Below are 15,481 nucleotides of genomic sequence, written 5' to 3' on the forward strand. Positions count from 1 at the left end.
CCGCTCCCTCAGGGGTGCGTGGGCGTGCGGGGGTCCACCGGGGGCGGCTCCGGGTGGGAACCGCCCGGTTGCTTGGCCGGGAACCGGTCGGTCGCGGCCAGGTCCTCCACCGCTGGGACGCGGTCGGCGGTCGGCGCCGTACCGGGGATCGGCGAGGCGGGGATCGGGAGGATGGGGACCTGCGGGCGGGGGGCCGCCTGGTCGCGCGCCGGGCGGGGGCCCGCCGGGATGGGGCCACCCCTGCTGGGGACCTGCGGGGCCGCCGGGAGCCCGGAACCACGGTGGCGGACCGCCCCGTTCGGGGCCGGGTGGCCGTTGCCCGAACCGGGGCTGGTCGGGCCGGTGGCCAGTGGCCGCAGGCCAGGGCGGGCGCTGCCCTGACGTGGGCCCTGGTGCGGGCCGGGGCCCTGCTGCGTTGGGAGCCCCTGCTGCGGGGTGGGGGGCGGGAACGGGTCGCCCGTGCGGTGGCCGGGGCTGTCCGGGGGCTGGGGCGGGCGGCTGCCCGGGGCCGCCGGGCCTGCCGCCGGTTCCGGGTTGATCCGCGCGTTGGGGTCGATCGGCGTCGGGTTCGGCGATGTCGTCCGGCTCGTTCCCGAGTGCCGGCCCGGTTCCCCACGGATCCGGCGCAGCACCCGCCGGCCCGCGAGCAGGACGAGGAGAACGCCCGCGCTCGCTGTCAGCCATACCGTGATGGTGCCGTAGGCGGTGGAGCGCACCGACAACTGGCTCGACGGACCGAGCAGCCCACCGTTCGGTGAGCGCACGGACGCGTAGACCGTGAACTGCCCCGAACGGGTGACCTGAGCGTTGGCCGAGACCTGGCGGCGACCGGCCGGGGGCACCTCCACGACCGGTACGGCGGCCATCTTCAGGCCCGAGGTGCTGGACAGTTCGATGATCACCCGGACCGTGACCGGTAGCCCGTTGACGATGGTCAGCGGCAGTGGAGCGTCGGAGGTGCCGAGTGAGTACGGGGTGGGGGGTTCGAGCACCCGGACGGTGCCGCGGATGTCACGGATCCGGTTGGCCGCCCGGTCGGCCGCGGCCTGGGCGGCTTCCGGGAGCCCGCGCAGCGCGGCGGAGGCCGGGCGCACGAGGCCGCGGCGCAGCGGGACGAAGACGTCGTCGACGGGGATGCCGACGCCGGATCCGTCCACGACCGCGGACCGCAGATCGGTGAGGTCCTCGCCGCCGGTGCGGATCGACGCGATCACCGGCTGCCGGATCTCCTGGCCACCGGAGCTCGTCGGGTAGACGGGCGGGCGGGCAGCGGTGCCGCTCGGCGCGCCCTGGGCCACCGCATCTCCGAGCGATCGCGGCGCGAGCCTGCCGGCGTCGATCAGCTGGCCGACGGCCTTCAGCATCGCGGCGGCGCCGGTGCCCTCGGCGGCCCAGTCATGGGGCGGGGCCAGCACGACGGCGCCCGACTCCGGCGCAGCGTCCTGCGCGCGGAAGGTCAGCGCGCCGATGGTGTCCTGCGTGGCCAGCGGGGTGCCCGAGCCCGCGGGCGTGCTCGGCAGCGCTGCCGCCCCCACCCCGGCGCTGCGGACCGGCACGGTCGGATCGGGGCCCGCGGCCGCGAGCGTGAGCAAGGGATCGGTCAGCACCGCCGTCAGGGGGGATGTGGTGCCGGCGATCGGCACGACCCCGCTGCTGCGCCGCGTGCGGTTCTGCTCGAGGCCGTCGGCCGACAGGACCACCGCGGAGCTACCGGCTCCGGCGATCATGTCGAGCGTCGGCTCGTCGGCGACGCCGTCCACGGGCCAGGTGGTGGTCGGCAGCACCGCCGCACCGAGGGCCGAGGCCAGCACCTTCCGGCCGTCGTCGATGGCGGCCGCTGCCGTGGTGCCGAGACCGCCCCTGGTCAGGGCCACGAGGTCGGCGTCGGCGTAGGGCAGCGCGAGCAGGCACCCGCCGCGGGCGACGGCACCGAGCCGGTCGAGCCACGCGCTCGCCGCCGCGGCACCCGTACCGGGCACGGCCACCCCGTCCGGGCCCAGGAACTGGTAGCCGGGCGCGGTCGGGGTGCCCTTCATCGCCAACGCCGTCTCGACCAGGTCCGGATCGACGGCGACGCAGGTGGCGGCCCGCACCCGGGACCCGGGAGCGGCCTGCTCGGCCAGAGCGGTGACCAGGCCGCCCAGCCGTCCTGCGGGCGCGAAGGAGGCGGCGAGGGTGTCGTCGGCGAGCAGGACGGGCTCGCCGGGCAGCGTCGGCAGCCGCTTGGGGACGTCGGCGATCGGATAGAGCATCGAGAACGGCACCGCAGGCGTGGACGCGGGGGTGTCCGGCCGGTCCGACGACGGGTCCGGCGGCAGGGACAGGACCGGCAGGAGCAGCCGGATCGCCGCCAGCCGCGCCTCGGCGCCGTCTCGCGGGGTCCCGTTGATGTTGACGAGGATCTCGTGGACCCCGACGTCGGTGAGCGCGAGGCCGAGCTTGCGATCCCCGCGCAGTGGCACGGTGAGGCTCACGGGGATGCTCGCGCCCGGTGCGAGCTCGTCGGTCAGCGGCACGAAGTTGGGCGCGACCGCATCGGTGGGGCTGTTGCCGTCGAGTGCGTCGCGCAGCTCGCCCTCGGTCTGCAGCGGATCACCGCGTTGCACGCGCACCACGAGGTCGTCGAACGGGATGGTGCCGGTGTTCTTGAGCGTGCCCGTGACGGTGAGGTGATCGGGCCCGTCGGCGGTGACGACGCGCGGCGACATGTCGGTGAGGTCGAGTCGCAGCGGCCCGCGGTCGTCGACGGGCGCCGGTGCTGCTGCCGCGGTGGCGACGAACGGGCCGGCCAGCAGGCTCGCCAGCAGGAGCACCAGAATCGCGACCACGGCCGCGACCGGCTTCACGCCGTTTCCTCCAGTAGCTCCGTGGCCCGCCTGATCAGCCGGCGTTCGTCGGCGTAGGCGAGGCGCGACTCGAGCTCGCCGAGCGGCACCCATGCCACCTCGGAGACCTCGACGTCGGAATCGGACAGCTCGCCGCCGAGCGCCTGCAGCAGGAAGTGGTGCACGGTCTTGTGCACGCGCCGGTCCTCGGCGACGAACCAGAAGTCGATGGTGCCCAGTGGTGCGACCACGCGGCCGATGATGCCCGTCTCTTCCTCGACCTCGCGCACCGCCGCCTGTTCCGCGGTCTCACCGGCCTCGATGTGGCCCTTGGGCAGCGACCACAGCAACCGTCCGCGCCGGTCGAGCCGCCCGATCACGGCGGCGGTGCCGGATGCGTGGTCGACGACGAGCCCGCCCGCTGACGTCTCGTCGACGGTTCGCAGCCGGCGCCGGCGGTCTGACGGACGCCCCGCGCGGCGCCCGCCCGAGCGGCCGCGGGAGGTGGACATGTGGCGATGGTAACGAGGACGGCGGGTGTACCGCCGGGACCGCACCGCGCTCGGCGTGGGGAGGGCGCGCACGGCACTCACGCAAACCCCTTCAGACGATCGCGCAGGCACGCCCTAGACTGGCCCGTCGTGTCCGTTACAGCATTGGCGTCAGGCTCCACCGGCCGTTCCGGGGCCATCCCGGCCGACCTCGTCCGCGCTCAGGAGATTGCGGTGGTGGAGATGGTGAAGGTCCCGGCGGTCGCGCTCGACCTGGCCGCCCGGTTCGCTGCGGCGGGCCACCGGCTCTTCCTCGTGGGCGGCAGCGTCCGCGACGCATTGCTGGGCCGCGGGATCAGCGACCTCGACTTCACCACCGACGCCCGTCCCGACGCCGTGCTGGCGCTGCTGGAGGGCTGGGCGGACACGGTGTGGGGCACCGGGATGGCGTTCGGCACCGTCGGTGCGCGCCGCCGTGGGGAGACCGTCGAGGTCACCACGTTCCGCGCCGACGCCTACGACGGGGTCACCCGCAACCCCGTCGTCGCGTTCGGCGACACCATCGAGGCCGACCTGGTGCGCCGCGACTTCACCGTCAACGCGATGGCCGTGGAGCTGACCACACCCGAGCACCGCTTCGTCGATCCGCACGGCGGGCTCGCCGCGCTGGCCACCGGCACGCTCGACACCCCGGGCACGCCGCAGGTGTCCTTCTCCGACGACCCGCTGCGGATGTTGCGGGCGGCCCGGTTCGTCGCGCAGCTCGGGTTCACCCCGGCACCGCGCGTCGTCGAGGCGATGACCGCGATGGCGGGCCAGCTGGAGCGCATCACGCGCGAGCGGGTGCAGGTGGAGCTGTCCAAGCTGATGCTCGGGGGCTTCCCGCGCCGCGGCATCGAGCTGCTGGTGGACACCGGGCTGGCCGAGTACGTGCTGCCCGAGGTGCCTGCCATGCGGCTGGCCATCGATGAGCACATGCAGCACAAGGACGTCTACGAGCACTCGCTGGTCGTGATGGAGCAGGCGATCGCGCGCGAGACCGACGGCCCCGACCTGGTGCTGCGCCTCTCCGCGCTGCTGCACGACATCGGCAAGCCCGACACCCGGCGCAAGGAGCCCGACGGCCGCGTGAGCTTCCACCACCACGAGGTCGTCGGCGCCAAGATGGTGCGCAGGCGGCTGCGCGAGCTGCGCTACCCGAAGGCCGTCGTCGACGAGATCGCACAGCTGGTCTTCCTGCACCTGCGCTTCCACGGCTACGGCAACGGCGAGTGGACGGACTCGGCCGTGCGCCGCTACGTCACCGACGCCGGCCCGCTGCTGGAGCGCCTGCACAAGCTCGTCCGGTCGGACTGCACCACGCGCAACCGGCGTCGTGCCACCGCGCTGCAGCGCACCTACGACGGGCTCGAGGACCGCATCGTGAAGCTGCGCGAGCAGGAGGAGCTGGACTCCATCCGGCCCGACCTCGACGGCAACGCGATCATGAAGATGCTCGACATCCCGCCCGGGCCGCTGGTGGGCAAGGCGTACAAGCACCTGCTGGCGGTGCGGATGGAGAAGGGCCCGCTCACGGCGGCGGAGGCGGAGGCGGAGCTGCGCGCCTGGGCCGGGGCCAACGGGGTCGGCTGACCCGCATCGCCGCGCGGCAGCGGACGGCGCCGACCAGTTGGCCTCGGCGCCGATGTCGAGACGTTGGCGCGGTGGCCACGGGGTTGGCGCGGTGGCGAGCGAGCCGGCGTCAGCCCCCCACCACCTCCCGCACCGCCGCTCGCAGGGCCAGGTGCGCCGCCTCCGGTGCCCCCAGCGAGTCCAGCACCGCCAGCGCCGCCCCCACCACCGGCGCGTCCTCGACGAGCCGGGGCCGTGCCCGCGGCGCCACCGCCCGGATCCCCGCCTCGACGCGCGGGGCCAGCAGCGTCCAGCCCGCGCGCAGCACTCCCCCGCCCAGCACCACCGGCACGGCCGTGCCGGCCAGGTCGAGCCGGGTGATCGCGACGCGCGCGAACGCGACGATCTCGTCGGCGAGGCGGTCGACCACCGCGGTGGCCACCGGATCACCGGTCGCGGCGACGTCGAGCAGCAGCGGACACAGCTCGTCGACGCGGTCGCGCGGGATCTCACCGAGGTGCAGCCCGATGCTCACCGCCGCCACCGTTTCGCGACCGAAGTGCTCCGCGACGGCCGGCTGCAGCGCCGTGGGGTCGCCGCGCCCGTCCTCGCCGCGGGCGGCGTGCCAGAGGGCGAGCTCGGCGATGTGCTCGCCGCCGCCCCAGTCACCGGAGATCTCTCCGAGCGCCGGGAACCGGGCGGTGCGGCCGTCACCGGTGCGGCCGACCCCGTTGATCCCGGCGCCGCACACCACCGCCACGGCGCCGACGGCCGCGTCCGCCGCGTCCACCCCGGCCCGCAGCAGCGCGAAGGTGTCGTTGTCGACCCGGTGCTCCCGGGCCCAGCCACGGGCCCCGACGGCGGTGGTCAGCGCCGCCACCTCGACGGCCAGATCGGCGCCCGCGAGGTAGACCTCGACCCGGTCCACGGGCGCTCGCGTGCCGCCGAGCGCCTTGGCGACCAGGTCGTCGAGCAGCTCGATGGAGCCCGCCAGCCCGAGTACGTGGGGGGAGCTGCCGGGACCGCGCGCGTAGCCCAGCACGGTGCCCGCGGTGTCGGCGAGCACCACGTCGGTCTTGGAGTTGCCCCCGTCGACGGCGAGGAACTGCTGCGTCATCGGGCCCACGGCAGGTGCTCGGCGTTGGCGGCCAGCAGCTCGTCGGCCAGCCGCTGCGCCCGGTCGTACTGGCCGATGAGGGGATGGGCCAGCAGCGCCCGCTCCACGCGGTCGCGCCCGCCGTGGATCGCGGCCTCGAGTGCGAGCTCCTCGTAGGCGGCGACGTGTGCGACGAGCCCGCGCTGCTCGGGCGCGAGCGGCGCCGAGAGCAGCGGGACGGCCCCGTCGACGCCGACCGTGCAGGTGGTCTCGATGACCGCCTCCGGTGGCAGGAAGAGCAGCGTGGTGCCGTTGCGGACGTTGGCGGAGTGCGGCCCGGTCGCGCCGCGCAGCGAGGCGATCAGCCCCACCGCGGCTTCGGCGTAGAAGGCCCCGCCGCGCTGGGTCAGCAGGTCCGGCTTGGTGTCCAGCGCCGGGTCGGCGTAGAGCCGCAGCAGCTCCGCCTCGATCCCGGCGACCGTGCGGCCCCGGATGTCACCGGCCCGCTGCTCGGCGAGCACCTCGTCGTGGGCGTAGAAGTAGCGCAGGTAGTACGACGGCACGGTGCCGGTGAGCGCGAGCACGGCTGGCGGCAGCTCCACCTCGGCCGCGATCTCGGCGAGCCTGCCGGCCAGCAGCTCGGGCAGCCGGTCGACGCCGTCGACCAGCACCGCCCGCTCCCAGGTCAGGTGGTTGAGCCCGACGTGGTCGAGCACGACCCGGTCCGGTGCGACATCGAGCATCGCGGCGAACCGGCGCGCCAGGTGGATCGCCACGTTGCACAGCCCGACGGCGCGGTGGCCGTCATCGAGCAGTGCCCTGGTGACGATGCCGACCGGGTTGGTGAAGTCGACGATCCACGCTCCCGGCGCGGCGACGGCCGCGGCCCGTCGCGCGATCGCCCGCACCACCGAGACGGTGCGCAGCGCCTTCGCGAGCCCGCCTGCCCCGGTCGTCTCCTGGCCGATGCAGCCGCAGGCCAGCGGGATCGTCTCGTCGGAGATCCGGGCGGCCTGCCCGCCGACGCGCAGCTGGATCAGCACCATCGACGCGTCGGCGGCGCCCTCGTCGAGCTCGGCGGTCCAGCTCACCTTCACCGGGCTGCCGTGCCGCGCGAAGATCCGCTCCGCGAGCGGGCCGATCAGGCCCAGCCGCCCGGCGTCGGGGTCCACCAGCGCCAGCTCGTCGACCCCCAGCTGCGTCGCGAGCCGGGCGAACCCGTCCACGAGCTCCGGCGTGTACGTCGAACCGCCGCCGACGACCGCGATCTTCAACCCTTCACCCCTGTCATCGTGACGCCCTGTACGAAGGCCTTCTGGGCCAGGAAGAACACGACCAGCACCGGCACCAGAACCACCAACGTCGCGGCCATCACGAGGTTCCACTGCACCTGGTAGAGGTTGCGGAACGTCGCGAGACCCAGCGACAGCGTCCAGTTCCCCTGGATGTGGTTGGTGTAGATCAGCGGGCCGTAGTAGTCGTTCCAGCAGTAGAAGAACTGGAACATCGCCGCCGCGGCCACCGCGGGTCGCGCCATCGGCAGGATCACCCGCCGCAGCACCTGCCACTCGCTGCACCCGTCGACGCGCGCCGCGTCGGTGTACTCCACCGGGATCGTCACGAGGAACTGGCGCAACAGGAAGATCGAGAACGCGTCGCCGAACAGCATCGGCAGCACCAGCGGCCACAGGGTGCCGGTGAGACCCACGTTGGACCAGAGCAGGTAGATCGGCACGATCGTGACCTGCGGGGGCAGCATCATCACGCACAGCACCATCAGGAACGTGGTGTTGCGGCCCTTCCACCTCATGCGGGCCAGCGCGTAGGCCGCCGGCACGCTCGACAGCAGCATGAACAGCGTCCCGAGGCCCGCGTAGAGCACCGTGTTGCCGATGTAGCGCAGCAGCGGCGCCTTCCGGAACACCTCCACGAAGTTCTCCGGGTGCCACGACGTGGGCCACAGGTTGCTGGTGAGCGCCTGCTCGTTGGTCATGAACGCCGTCAGCCCGACGAACACGAGCGGGGCCAGCACCATGATCCCGAGTGCGATCAGCAGCGAGTGCCGCCCGATCGCGACGAGCACGCGGTCCTTGCGATGCGTCCCGCCCGGTGCGACCGCCTTGGTGCGCACCGGCGCCACCGGTGGCGCCGTGGTGGTCGTTGCGCTGGTGGTCACTGCACGCTCCCGTCGGCGACATAGCTCTTGAAGCGGCGCAGCAGCAGCACCGTGAACAGCAGCGAGAACAGGAACAGCACCAGCGCGAGCGCGCTCGCGTAGCCCAGCGCGTACTGGCCGAACCCGGTCTCGTAGAGCCACATCGGGAACGTCAGCGTCGAGTGGTCCGGGTAGCCGAACTCGGCGCCGCGGCCCTGCCCGACCGTCGCCCTCCCCGACGCGACGGCGCCCGCCACCGCGGCCTGGGTGAAGAACTGCAACGTCTGGATGACCCCGACCAGCGCCGAGAACAGCAGCACCGGTGAGATCCCGGGCAGCGTCACGTGCCGCAGCCGCGCCCAGGCGCCTGCGCCGTCGAGCTCGGCGGCCTCGTAGCGCTCCTGCGGGACGTCGAGGACGGCGGCGAGCAGGATGATCATCCAGTCGCCGAGCCCCCACACCGCGAGCAGCACGAGCGAGGGCTTGGCGAGGTTCGGGTCGTTGAACCAGAGCGGACCCTGGATCCCGATCCAGCCCAGCGCCGTGTTGACGGCACCGGTGCCCGGGTTGAACAGGAAGACGAACGCGACGGTGGCGGCCACCGGCGGCACGAGCGCCGGCAGGTAGAACACCGTCCGCCAGATCGACGCCGAGCGCCGCAGCCGTGCCAGCAGCAGCGCCACGGCCAGCGCCGCGAGGATCTTCACCGGCACCATGACGACCACCAGCCACAGGGTGTTGACCGCGGCCTTCTGGACGTTGGCGTCCACGAGCATGTAGGCGAAGTTGCCCAGCCCGAACCACCTCGGCGCGGTGAACATGTCGAACTGGTTGAACGCGAAGTACAGCGTTGCCACCAGCGGGTAGACGAAGAAGATCAGCAGCCCCAGCCACGCCGGCGTCATGAAGCTCGCGAGCACCCCGAAGCGGCGCAGCCGGGGCAGGTGCCGCGTCGCCGCGACCTGCTTCAGCATCAGCCGGTGACCTTCTGCGCCGCGTCGATCTGCGTGTCGAGCTGCTTGAGGCTCGCGCCGAGGTCGGTGACCTTGCCGCTCTGCCACTCCTGCGCCCAGTCGGTGAAGGACTGGATGTAGGCGTTGCCGTTGCCCGTGGGCGGGGTCGAGCTGCTCTTCGGGTTCTTGAGGATGTCGATGAACGTCTGGAACGCCGGGTCGATCTGCAGCTGCGGCGAGGACAGCGCGTCGGTGGTGGTGGGCACGTTGCGCAGTCCGTTGGACAGCTTGACCAGCGCGCCGGTGTCGGTGGTCAGGTACTTCACCAGCTCCCACGCCGCCTCGGGGTTCTTGGAGCTGCGCGTGATACCGATGATGTTGCCGGTGATGAAGCCCGCGCCGTAGTTCGCGGCCTTGTCGTCGGGCGTCGGCAGCGGTGCGGTGCCGAACTGCAGGTTCGGTGCCTGGTCCTTGAGGAACGCGACGCGGAACTCCCCGTCGATGTTCATCGCGACCTTGCCGGTCTGGAAGGCGTTGTCGGCGCTGAACTCCTGGCCGAGTCCGGCCACGAACTTCTGCAGGTTGTCGTAGCCGTACCAGTCGACGAACTCCTTCTGCCAGGTCAGGAACTGCTTCCAGCCCGGGTCGGAGCCGATCGCCGAGGTGCCGTCGGGGTTGAGCCACTTCGCCTCGACGCCGGGGCCGAACCGCGACGGCTGGTTCTCGTAGAAGCCCATCAGCGGGACGAAACCGGCCACCTCGATCTCGCCGCTCGGCGAGCGCTTCGTGAGGTCCTTGGCCAGCTGGGTGAGCTCACTCCACGTCTTGGGCGGTGTGCGGGAGCCGAGCATCGCCTTGTTGTAGTAGAGGCCGTAGGTGTCGGTCAGAGCCGGCATCGTGCAGCGCTTGCCGTCGTACTCCGTGTAGGCGCGCACGGTGGCCGGGATCTTGTTGAGGTCGATGTTGTCGCGCTGGATGTAGGGCGTGAGGTCGCGGAACGCGCCGGTGCGGCAGGAGTTGCCCACCACCAGCGTGTCGTAGGACAGCCCGATGTCGGGCCCCTCACCCGCGGAGACGGCCCGGCCCATCTGCTCGTCGTCCTGCCCGCCCTTGACCGTCACCTGGATGTCGGGGTGGCTGGCCTGGAAGTCCTTGACGACGGATTCGAAGACCTGTGCCTCCCGGTCGGTGTAGAAGTTCCAGAGCTCCACCGCGCCGGAGGCCTTGGCACCGGGCGCGGCGGGCGCTGTCGAGGTGGCACCGGTGGCGGTGCAGCCTGCCAGCGCCACGGCGGCGACGGCCGCGATGGCGGTGGTGACGAGACGAGCGCGTCGGTTCATACAGGGCTCCTCACGTGGATCGGAGCAGGCGGGCCGCCTGCGTCGGGTCGTGCATCGGGCCGGTCGCCCCGCTCGCGGTGTCGAGCAGCCGCTCGCGGGTGGTGGTGAGCCCCGAACGCAGGGCCCCGAGCAGCACGGCGTCGTCGGAGACGCCGCTGGGTGCGATCTCGCAGTGCAGCGGGCTGGCCGTGCTCGCGGCGCGGGCGACGGCGGTGCTGAGCGCTTCCCCGCCGGCCTGTCCGACCTCGCCCGCCAGCACCAGCAGCGGCGGGTCGAGCACGGCGACGACGGCGGCGAGCCCGAACGCGATCCGCTCGGCGAGCTCGTCGAGGAACGGTTCGTGGCCACCGTCGGCGGCGATGCGCATCGCGGCGGGCGAGCTGGCGGCGACGAGCCCGTGGTCGGCGGCGAGCCGCAGCACGGCGTCACCGCCGACGAGATCGGTGAAGTCCCGCCGCCTGCCGGTGCTGGCGGGATCCGGCAGCCCGACCGGCATGTACCCGATCTCGCCCGCTCCCCCACGCGCGCCGCGCAGCAGCGTCCCGTCGAGGTCGGTGGCCAGGCCCAGGCCCTCGCTGCCCAACCAGAGCAGCGCGAACGCGCTGGTGTCGGCGGCGATCCCGTGGGCCCGCTCGGCGATGGCCGCGAGGTTCACGTCGTTCTCGACGTCGACGGGCACATCCAGCTCGGTCCGGATCCGGGTGATCAGCCCCGGCGCCGACCATCCGGGGACGTCGACGTAGCGGATGACGTCGGTGAGCGGATCGTAGGAACCGGGAACGCCGAGCTGGACGTGGTCGAGGCGGTCGGCGGGGACCCCGGCGTCGGCGATGAGCGTGGCGAGCGTGGTGGACAGGGCCTCGACGGCGGTGGTGGTGCGGAAGTCGATGCTGGTGGCCAGCCGCGCGCGCACCGTTCCGGTCAGGTCGGCGATCGCGGCCAGCAGGTTGGGCTCGTCGCGGCCGCCGACGTCGCGCACGGAGAAGGCGGCGTGGAACGAGGCGTTCGGCTCGGGGGCGTAGATCTCGGCGTTGGGCCCGGGGCCGCCGCTGGTGTGCCCGGCGACGATCGCGAGGCCGGCGTCCTGCAGCTGCCGGATCACCTCCGACGCCGTCGGCTTCGACAGCCCGGTGAGGTCGCGCAACTCACCTCGGGTGAGCCGGCCGCGTTCGAGCAGGTGTGCGAGCGCGGCCCGCACGTTGATCGCTCGGAGCAGGCTGGACGAGCCGGCCATCGCCGCGCCTCCAATAGTTAGGAAGACTGACTAACAATTGGCGGGAACGCTAGAGCGCGGCCTCGACCCCGTCAAGAGGTGAGGTGCGTCACCCGCGGTTCAGGCGCGGGCGGTGCGCCGCAGCTGCTGGTCGTGGGCGAGGAAGCCGGCGACGTAGACGATCGCGGCGGCGCCGAACAGCCACGGCGCCATCCCGTCGAGCGGGCTCAGCAGTGCCGCCGCGGTGACCGCCAGCACGTAACCGGCGTTGAAGACGACGTCGTAGAGCGCGAAGACGCGCCCCAGCACCTCGTCGCCCACCTCGCTCTGCACGGCGGCATCGGTGCAGAGCTTGATCACCTGGCCGGCGAGTCCGATGACGAACGCCGACACCAGCACCGCGGGCATGCTCAGCAGCACGGCGAGCACGACCTGGGTGACGGCGGCGACCGCGAGCGCCACCCGCACCGTGCGTGGTCGGCCCCACAGCCGCACGAGCCACGGGGTGAGCAGCGCCGCGCAGCCCAACCCGGCAGCGGCCACGACCACGGCCTCGCCGATGCCGGCCAGCCCGGCCTTCATGAACCCGGAATCGGTGAACGCGTACCGGTAGAGCAGCAGCGTCAGCAGCGTCGAGATGCCGAAGACGAGTCGGTGGGCACCGAGCGCGAAGAACGACGCGGCCACCGACGGCGTGCGGATCGTGGCCCGGGCCCCGTCGGCGAAACCGCGGGCGACGGCGATGAACGCGCGCGGGTCCTCGTCGGTACGGTCCGGGCCGAGCTGCTTGCGCCGGAAGCCGGACGCGAGGCCCGCTGCCAGCAACGATCCGACGATCGCGACGAGCGTGGTCAGTGCCGACCCGGCGTCGCCGCTGCCGAACAGCAGCCGCAACCCGATCGTCGTGGCCGCGCCGATCGCCGTGGTGGCCGATCCCGCGGTGACCGCGAGCGTGTTGGCCTCGACGATGTTGCGCCGCGGGACGACGTGCGGCAGCGACGCCGAGAGCCCGGCCAGCACGAACCGGCTGACCCCCGCCACCGCGAGCGCGCCGATGTAGAGCGGTGGCCCGGCGACGCCGAAGAACACGACGAGCGCGACGACCACGATCAGGGCGGCGCGCACGAGGTTCGCGAGCAGCAGGACCCGCCGCCGGTCCCACCGGTCCAGCAGCGCTCCCGCGAACGGTCCGATCAACGAGTACGGCAGCAGCAGCACCGCCAGCCCGACCGCGACGGCCAGCGGGTCGGCCTGGCGCTCCGGGTTGAACAGCACGGCACCGCCGAGCGCGGCCTGGAACATGCCGTCGCTCCACTGTGTGGCGAAGCGCACGGCGAGCAGCCGGCGGTAGCCGCGGGTGCGCAACAACCGGGCGAGTCCGAGCCGTTCGGGGTGTTTCCCCTCGTCGGTCGGGTCCGGTGTGGACTCGGGCGTCGAGTCGCTGGAAGGGGTCACGGGTGCGGCCCGATCATCGTCGTCGGGAGTCGGGGTGTCGGCCGGGATCGCCGGTCGCGAAAACGGCACGGGCGAAGGCTACGCGTGCCGGCGGATGCAACGATGGTGCCGTGGTGGACGCCCGCTCCGGTGCTGCATCCGGCGATGGTTCCGCGGTGGGGCCCGGGAGCTTGCTCGTGGCCGCGCCGGGCCTTCTCGATCCCAACTTCAAGCGCACCGTCGTCTACATCGTCGAACACCGGGAACGCGGCAGCCTCGGCGTCGTGTTGAACCGGCCGAGCGAGGTCGCGGTGCGCGACGTCCTGCCGGCGTGGGCGGCGCTGGCCAGTGACCCGAACGCCGTGTTCGTCGGCGGCCCGGTGGAGGGCGAGACGGCACTGTGCCTCGCGGCCGTGCGCACCGGGCAGGACCCCGCCAGGGTTGCCGGCCTCGTCCCCGTCCGCGGCCCGGTCGCGCTCGTCGACCTCGACACTGATCCGGTGGCGCTCACCGACCGGCTGCGGGGCCTTCGGGTCTTCGCGGGCTACTCCGGCTGGGACGAGGGTCAGCTCGTCGGGGAGATCGAGCGCGGCGACTGGATCGTCGTGCCGGCACTCCCCGACGACGTGCTCACCCAGCGCGACACGGGGCTGTGGGGGCACGTGCTGCGCCGCCAGGGTGTGCCACTGGCGCTGCTGGCCACCTTCCCGGTGGACGTGCGGCAGAACTAGACCCGGCGTCACCACCAGCGCGCTCAGGTCACCAGGCCACGATTCCGGCGTCGTCGAAGAACCCGCCAGTCGAGCCGTCGGCGGGGAGGGTCGCGAGCCGGATCGCGATCGCCGCACCTTGTTCTGGGGTGCGGACACCCCGGAAGCCGTTGAGATCGGTCGCGGTGAAGCCGGGGCAGGCCGCGTTGATCAGGATGATCGTGTCGTGCAGTTCCTTGGCGTACTGGACGGTGACGGCGTTGAGGAACGTCTTCGACGTCGCGTAGGCAGCCGACAGCGGTCCCGTCTCGGCGCCGGGAGTGGTCTGCATGGTGAGCGAGCCGACGCTGCTGGACATGTTCACGATCCGCGGCGTCGCCGAGCGGCGCAGCAGCGGCAGCATCGCGTTGGTTGTGCGGATGACGCCGATCACGTTGGTCTCCACGGCGGCGCGCACCGTCGCGGGTTCGACCGTGATCGGTGTCTGCGGCGCGCCACCGGTGATCGCGGCGTTGTTGACGAGCACGTCGAGGCCGCCGGCGCGCTCCTCGATCAGCCCGGCCGCCGCCGCGACGCTCGCGTCGTCGGTCACGTCGAGCGGCACGCCGAACGCATCACCGCCGGCGGCACGTAGCTTCGCCACGGCTTCCTCGCGACGCTGCTCGTCCCGGGCGCCGACACCGACCCGCCAGCCGAGGCTGCCCAGGCCGGCCGCGACCTCGTACCCGATTCCCTTGTTGGCGCCGGTCACCAGCGCGATCCTCTGTTCGCCGTTGCCGAGGAGTTGCACTTCGGAAGGGCCGCGCAACGGCTCGGGATGGCACAGCCCCCGCTGTCGCGGGCGATCAGCCAGCTCGAACGGCGCCTCGGGGTGGTCCTGCTGCAACGCACCAGCCGCGCCGTCACCCTGACCGAGGCCGGCGCGGTGCTACTGCGGGAGAGCCGGGCGGCGCTGGCAGCCGTGGAGGCGGCCGAGCGTCGTACCCGGCGCGCCGCGCTCGCTGGTACGGGCGACGCCGCGGTGGTGCTCGCCACGAAGGCGGGGGCGTCCATCGAGCTGCTGGCGAAGCTGCTCGACGCCTACGCCGCCGAACCCGGTGCTGGCACCGTCGACGTGCTCCTGTGCGGGATCGGCGAGCAGGAACGGCTGCTGCGCGATGGCCGGGCCGATGTGGCCCTGCTGCATCGGCCGTTCGACGCGACGGCCGGGTTCGACACCGAGGACCTCTGCACGGAGGGACAGGTGCTGGTCCTGCCGGCCGGGCATCCCCTCAGCCGCCGGCCCCATGTCCGGATGGCCGAGATCATCGAGCTGTCCGGCCTGCCGTTGCCGCGCTGGCCCGACCGCGACGGCACGTACCCCGACGGCCCCGGTCCGCAGGTTCGAGACCATACGCAGCTGTTGCAGCTGATCGCACTCGGCCGCGCTGCAGCGTTGCTGCCGGACGCGTGCCGCGGCCAGCTACGCGACGACGTCGCCGTCGTACCCGTGCTGGACGCGCCGACGGTCACCACGGTGATCGCGTGGCCACCGCAGAGCCGCTCCGCGGCCGTCGCAGGCCTCGTGCTGGCCGCATCCCGGCTCTAGCTACTTCGACCTGAAGAAGTAGCTACCGATTGTGCCTCTGACCTGGGCAGATGCCTCGGCGCGCC

The 15,481-nt window shown here is 72.9% G+C and carries 13 protein-coding genes; 3 read left to right on the forward strand and 10 right to left on the reverse strand.

The window, feature by feature from the left end; translation table 11 throughout:
* Positions 1 to 8: 8 nt before the first annotated feature.
* Together ACFPFQ_RS43390 and ACFPFQ_RS43395 are read right to left on the reverse strand one after the other, a co-directional pair.
* Entirely contained in the window at positions 9 to 2,846 is a 2,838-nt protein-coding gene (locus tag ACFPFQ_RS43390; protein ID WP_379629118.1) for a DUF6049 family protein, read from the reverse strand.
* A complete protein-coding gene (locus ACFPFQ_RS43395; RefSeq protein WP_379629119.1) occupies positions 2,843 to 3,337 on the reverse strand; it encodes an NUDIX hydrolase in 495 nt (164 codons plus the stop codon). Before ACFPFQ_RS43395 ends, ACFPFQ_RS43390 begins: the two co-directional genes overlap by 4 nt.
* 222 nt (positions 3,338 to 3,559) lie before the next feature.
* Between ACFPFQ_RS43395 and ACFPFQ_RS43400 the strand changes: the two genes are divergently transcribed.
* Positions 3,560 to 4,948, forward strand: a complete 1,389-nt coding sequence (locus ACFPFQ_RS43400; protein ID WP_379629131.1) for a CCA tRNA nucleotidyltransferase — start codon at positions 3,560 to 3,562, stop codon at positions 4,946 to 4,948.
* Between the two features lie 109 nt (positions 4,949 to 5,057).
* Here the strand turns inward: ACFPFQ_RS43400 and ACFPFQ_RS43405 are convergent, their stop codons facing one another.
* The 7 genes from ACFPFQ_RS43405 to ACFPFQ_RS43435 form a co-directional block, all read right to left on the reverse strand.
* On the reverse strand, positions 5,058 to 6,044 hold the full coding sequence (locus tag ACFPFQ_RS43405; protein WP_379629120.1) for an N-acetylglucosamine kinase: 987 nt from the start codon (positions 6,042 to 6,044) through the stop codon (positions 5,058 to 5,060).
* On the reverse strand, positions 6,041 to 7,297 hold the full coding sequence (locus tag ACFPFQ_RS43410; RefSeq protein ID WP_379629121.1) for a 6-phospho-beta-glucosidase: 1,257 nt from the start codon (positions 7,295 to 7,297) through the stop codon (positions 6,041 to 6,043). The genes ACFPFQ_RS43405 and ACFPFQ_RS43410 overlap by 4 nt, the downstream gene beginning before the upstream one ends.
* Entirely contained in the window at positions 7,294 to 8,199 is a 906-nt protein-coding gene (locus tag ACFPFQ_RS43415) for a carbohydrate ABC transporter permease (protein WP_379629122.1), read from the reverse strand. The genes ACFPFQ_RS43410 and ACFPFQ_RS43415 overlap by 4 nt, the downstream gene beginning before the upstream one ends.
* Complete coding sequence (locus ACFPFQ_RS43420; protein ID WP_379629123.1) at positions 8,196 to 9,152, reverse strand: carbohydrate ABC transporter permease; 957 nt, start codon at positions 9,150 to 9,152, stop codon at positions 8,196 to 8,198. Before ACFPFQ_RS43420 ends, ACFPFQ_RS43415 begins: the two co-directional genes overlap by 4 nt.
* Positions 9,152 to 10,471, reverse strand: a complete 1,320-nt coding sequence (locus ACFPFQ_RS43425) for an ABC transporter substrate-binding protein (RefSeq protein WP_379629124.1) — start codon at positions 10,469 to 10,471, stop codon at positions 9,152 to 9,154. The genes ACFPFQ_RS43420 and ACFPFQ_RS43425 overlap by 1 nt, the downstream gene beginning before the upstream one ends.
* A gap of 10 nt (positions 10,472 to 10,481) precedes the next feature.
* Positions 10,482 to 11,705: an ROK family transcriptional regulator gene (locus ACFPFQ_RS43430; protein WP_379629125.1), complete on the reverse strand. Its 1,224-nt coding sequence runs from the start codon at positions 11,703 to 11,705 to the stop codon at positions 10,482 to 10,484.
* 99 nt (positions 11,706 to 11,804) lie between these two features.
* Complete coding sequence (locus ACFPFQ_RS43435) at positions 11,805 to 13,052, reverse strand: MFS transporter (RefSeq protein WP_379629132.1); 1,248 nt, start codon at positions 13,050 to 13,052, stop codon at positions 11,805 to 11,807.
* 242 nt (positions 13,053 to 13,294) lie between these two features.
* On the opposite strand from ACFPFQ_RS43435, the gene ACFPFQ_RS43440 reads away from it, so the two are divergent.
* On the forward strand, positions 13,295 to 13,849 hold the full coding sequence (locus tag ACFPFQ_RS43440; protein ID WP_379629126.1) for a YqgE/AlgH family protein: 555 nt from the start codon (positions 13,295 to 13,297) through the stop codon (positions 13,847 to 13,849).
* Between the two features lie 28 nt (positions 13,850 to 13,877).
* On the opposite strand, the gene ACFPFQ_RS43445 is transcribed toward ACFPFQ_RS43440, so the two are convergent.
* The gene (locus ACFPFQ_RS43445; protein ID WP_379629127.1) at positions 13,878 to 14,579 is read right to left on the reverse strand and encodes an SDR family NAD(P)-dependent oxidoreductase; all 702 of its coding nucleotides are present in this window, start codon (positions 14,577 to 14,579) and stop codon (positions 13,878 to 13,880) included.
* A 12-nt stretch (positions 14,580 to 14,591) separates the two neighbouring features.
* Between ACFPFQ_RS43445 and ACFPFQ_RS43450 the strand changes: the two genes are divergently transcribed.
* Entirely contained in the window at positions 14,592 to 15,416 is an 825-nt protein-coding gene (locus tag ACFPFQ_RS43450; protein WP_379629133.1) for a LysR family transcriptional regulator, read from the forward strand.
* Positions 15,417 to 15,481 lie beyond the last annotated feature (65 nt).

This window comes from Pseudonocardia sp. GCM10023141, assembly GCF_042653605.1.

Bases quoted from the DNA above. Each gene is read 5' to 3' on its own strand.
- ACFPFQ_RS43405 (WP_379629120.1), bottom strand. From the start codon at position 6,044: ATGACGCAGCAGTTCCTCGCCGTCGACGGGGGCAACTCCAAGACCGAC.
- ACFPFQ_RS43420 (WP_379629123.1), bottom strand. From the start codon at position 9,152: ATGCTGAAGCAGGTCGCGGCGACGCGGCACCTGCCCCGGCTGCGCCGC.
- ACFPFQ_RS43400 (WP_379629131.1), top strand. From the start codon at position 3,560: ATGGTGAAGGTCCCGGCGGTCGCGCTCGACCTGGCCGCCCGGTTCGCT.
- ACFPFQ_RS43430 (WP_379629125.1), bottom strand. From the start codon at position 11,705: ATGGCCGGCTCGTCCAGCCTGCTCCGAGCGATCAACGTGCGGGCCGCG.
- ACFPFQ_RS43395 (WP_379629119.1), bottom strand. From the start codon at position 3,337: ATGTCCACCTCCCGCGGCCGCTCGGGCGGGCGCCGCGCGGGGCGTCCG.
- ACFPFQ_RS43425 (WP_379629124.1), bottom strand. From the start codon at position 10,471: ATGAACCGACGCGCTCGTCTCGTCACCACCGCCATCGCGGCCGTCGCC.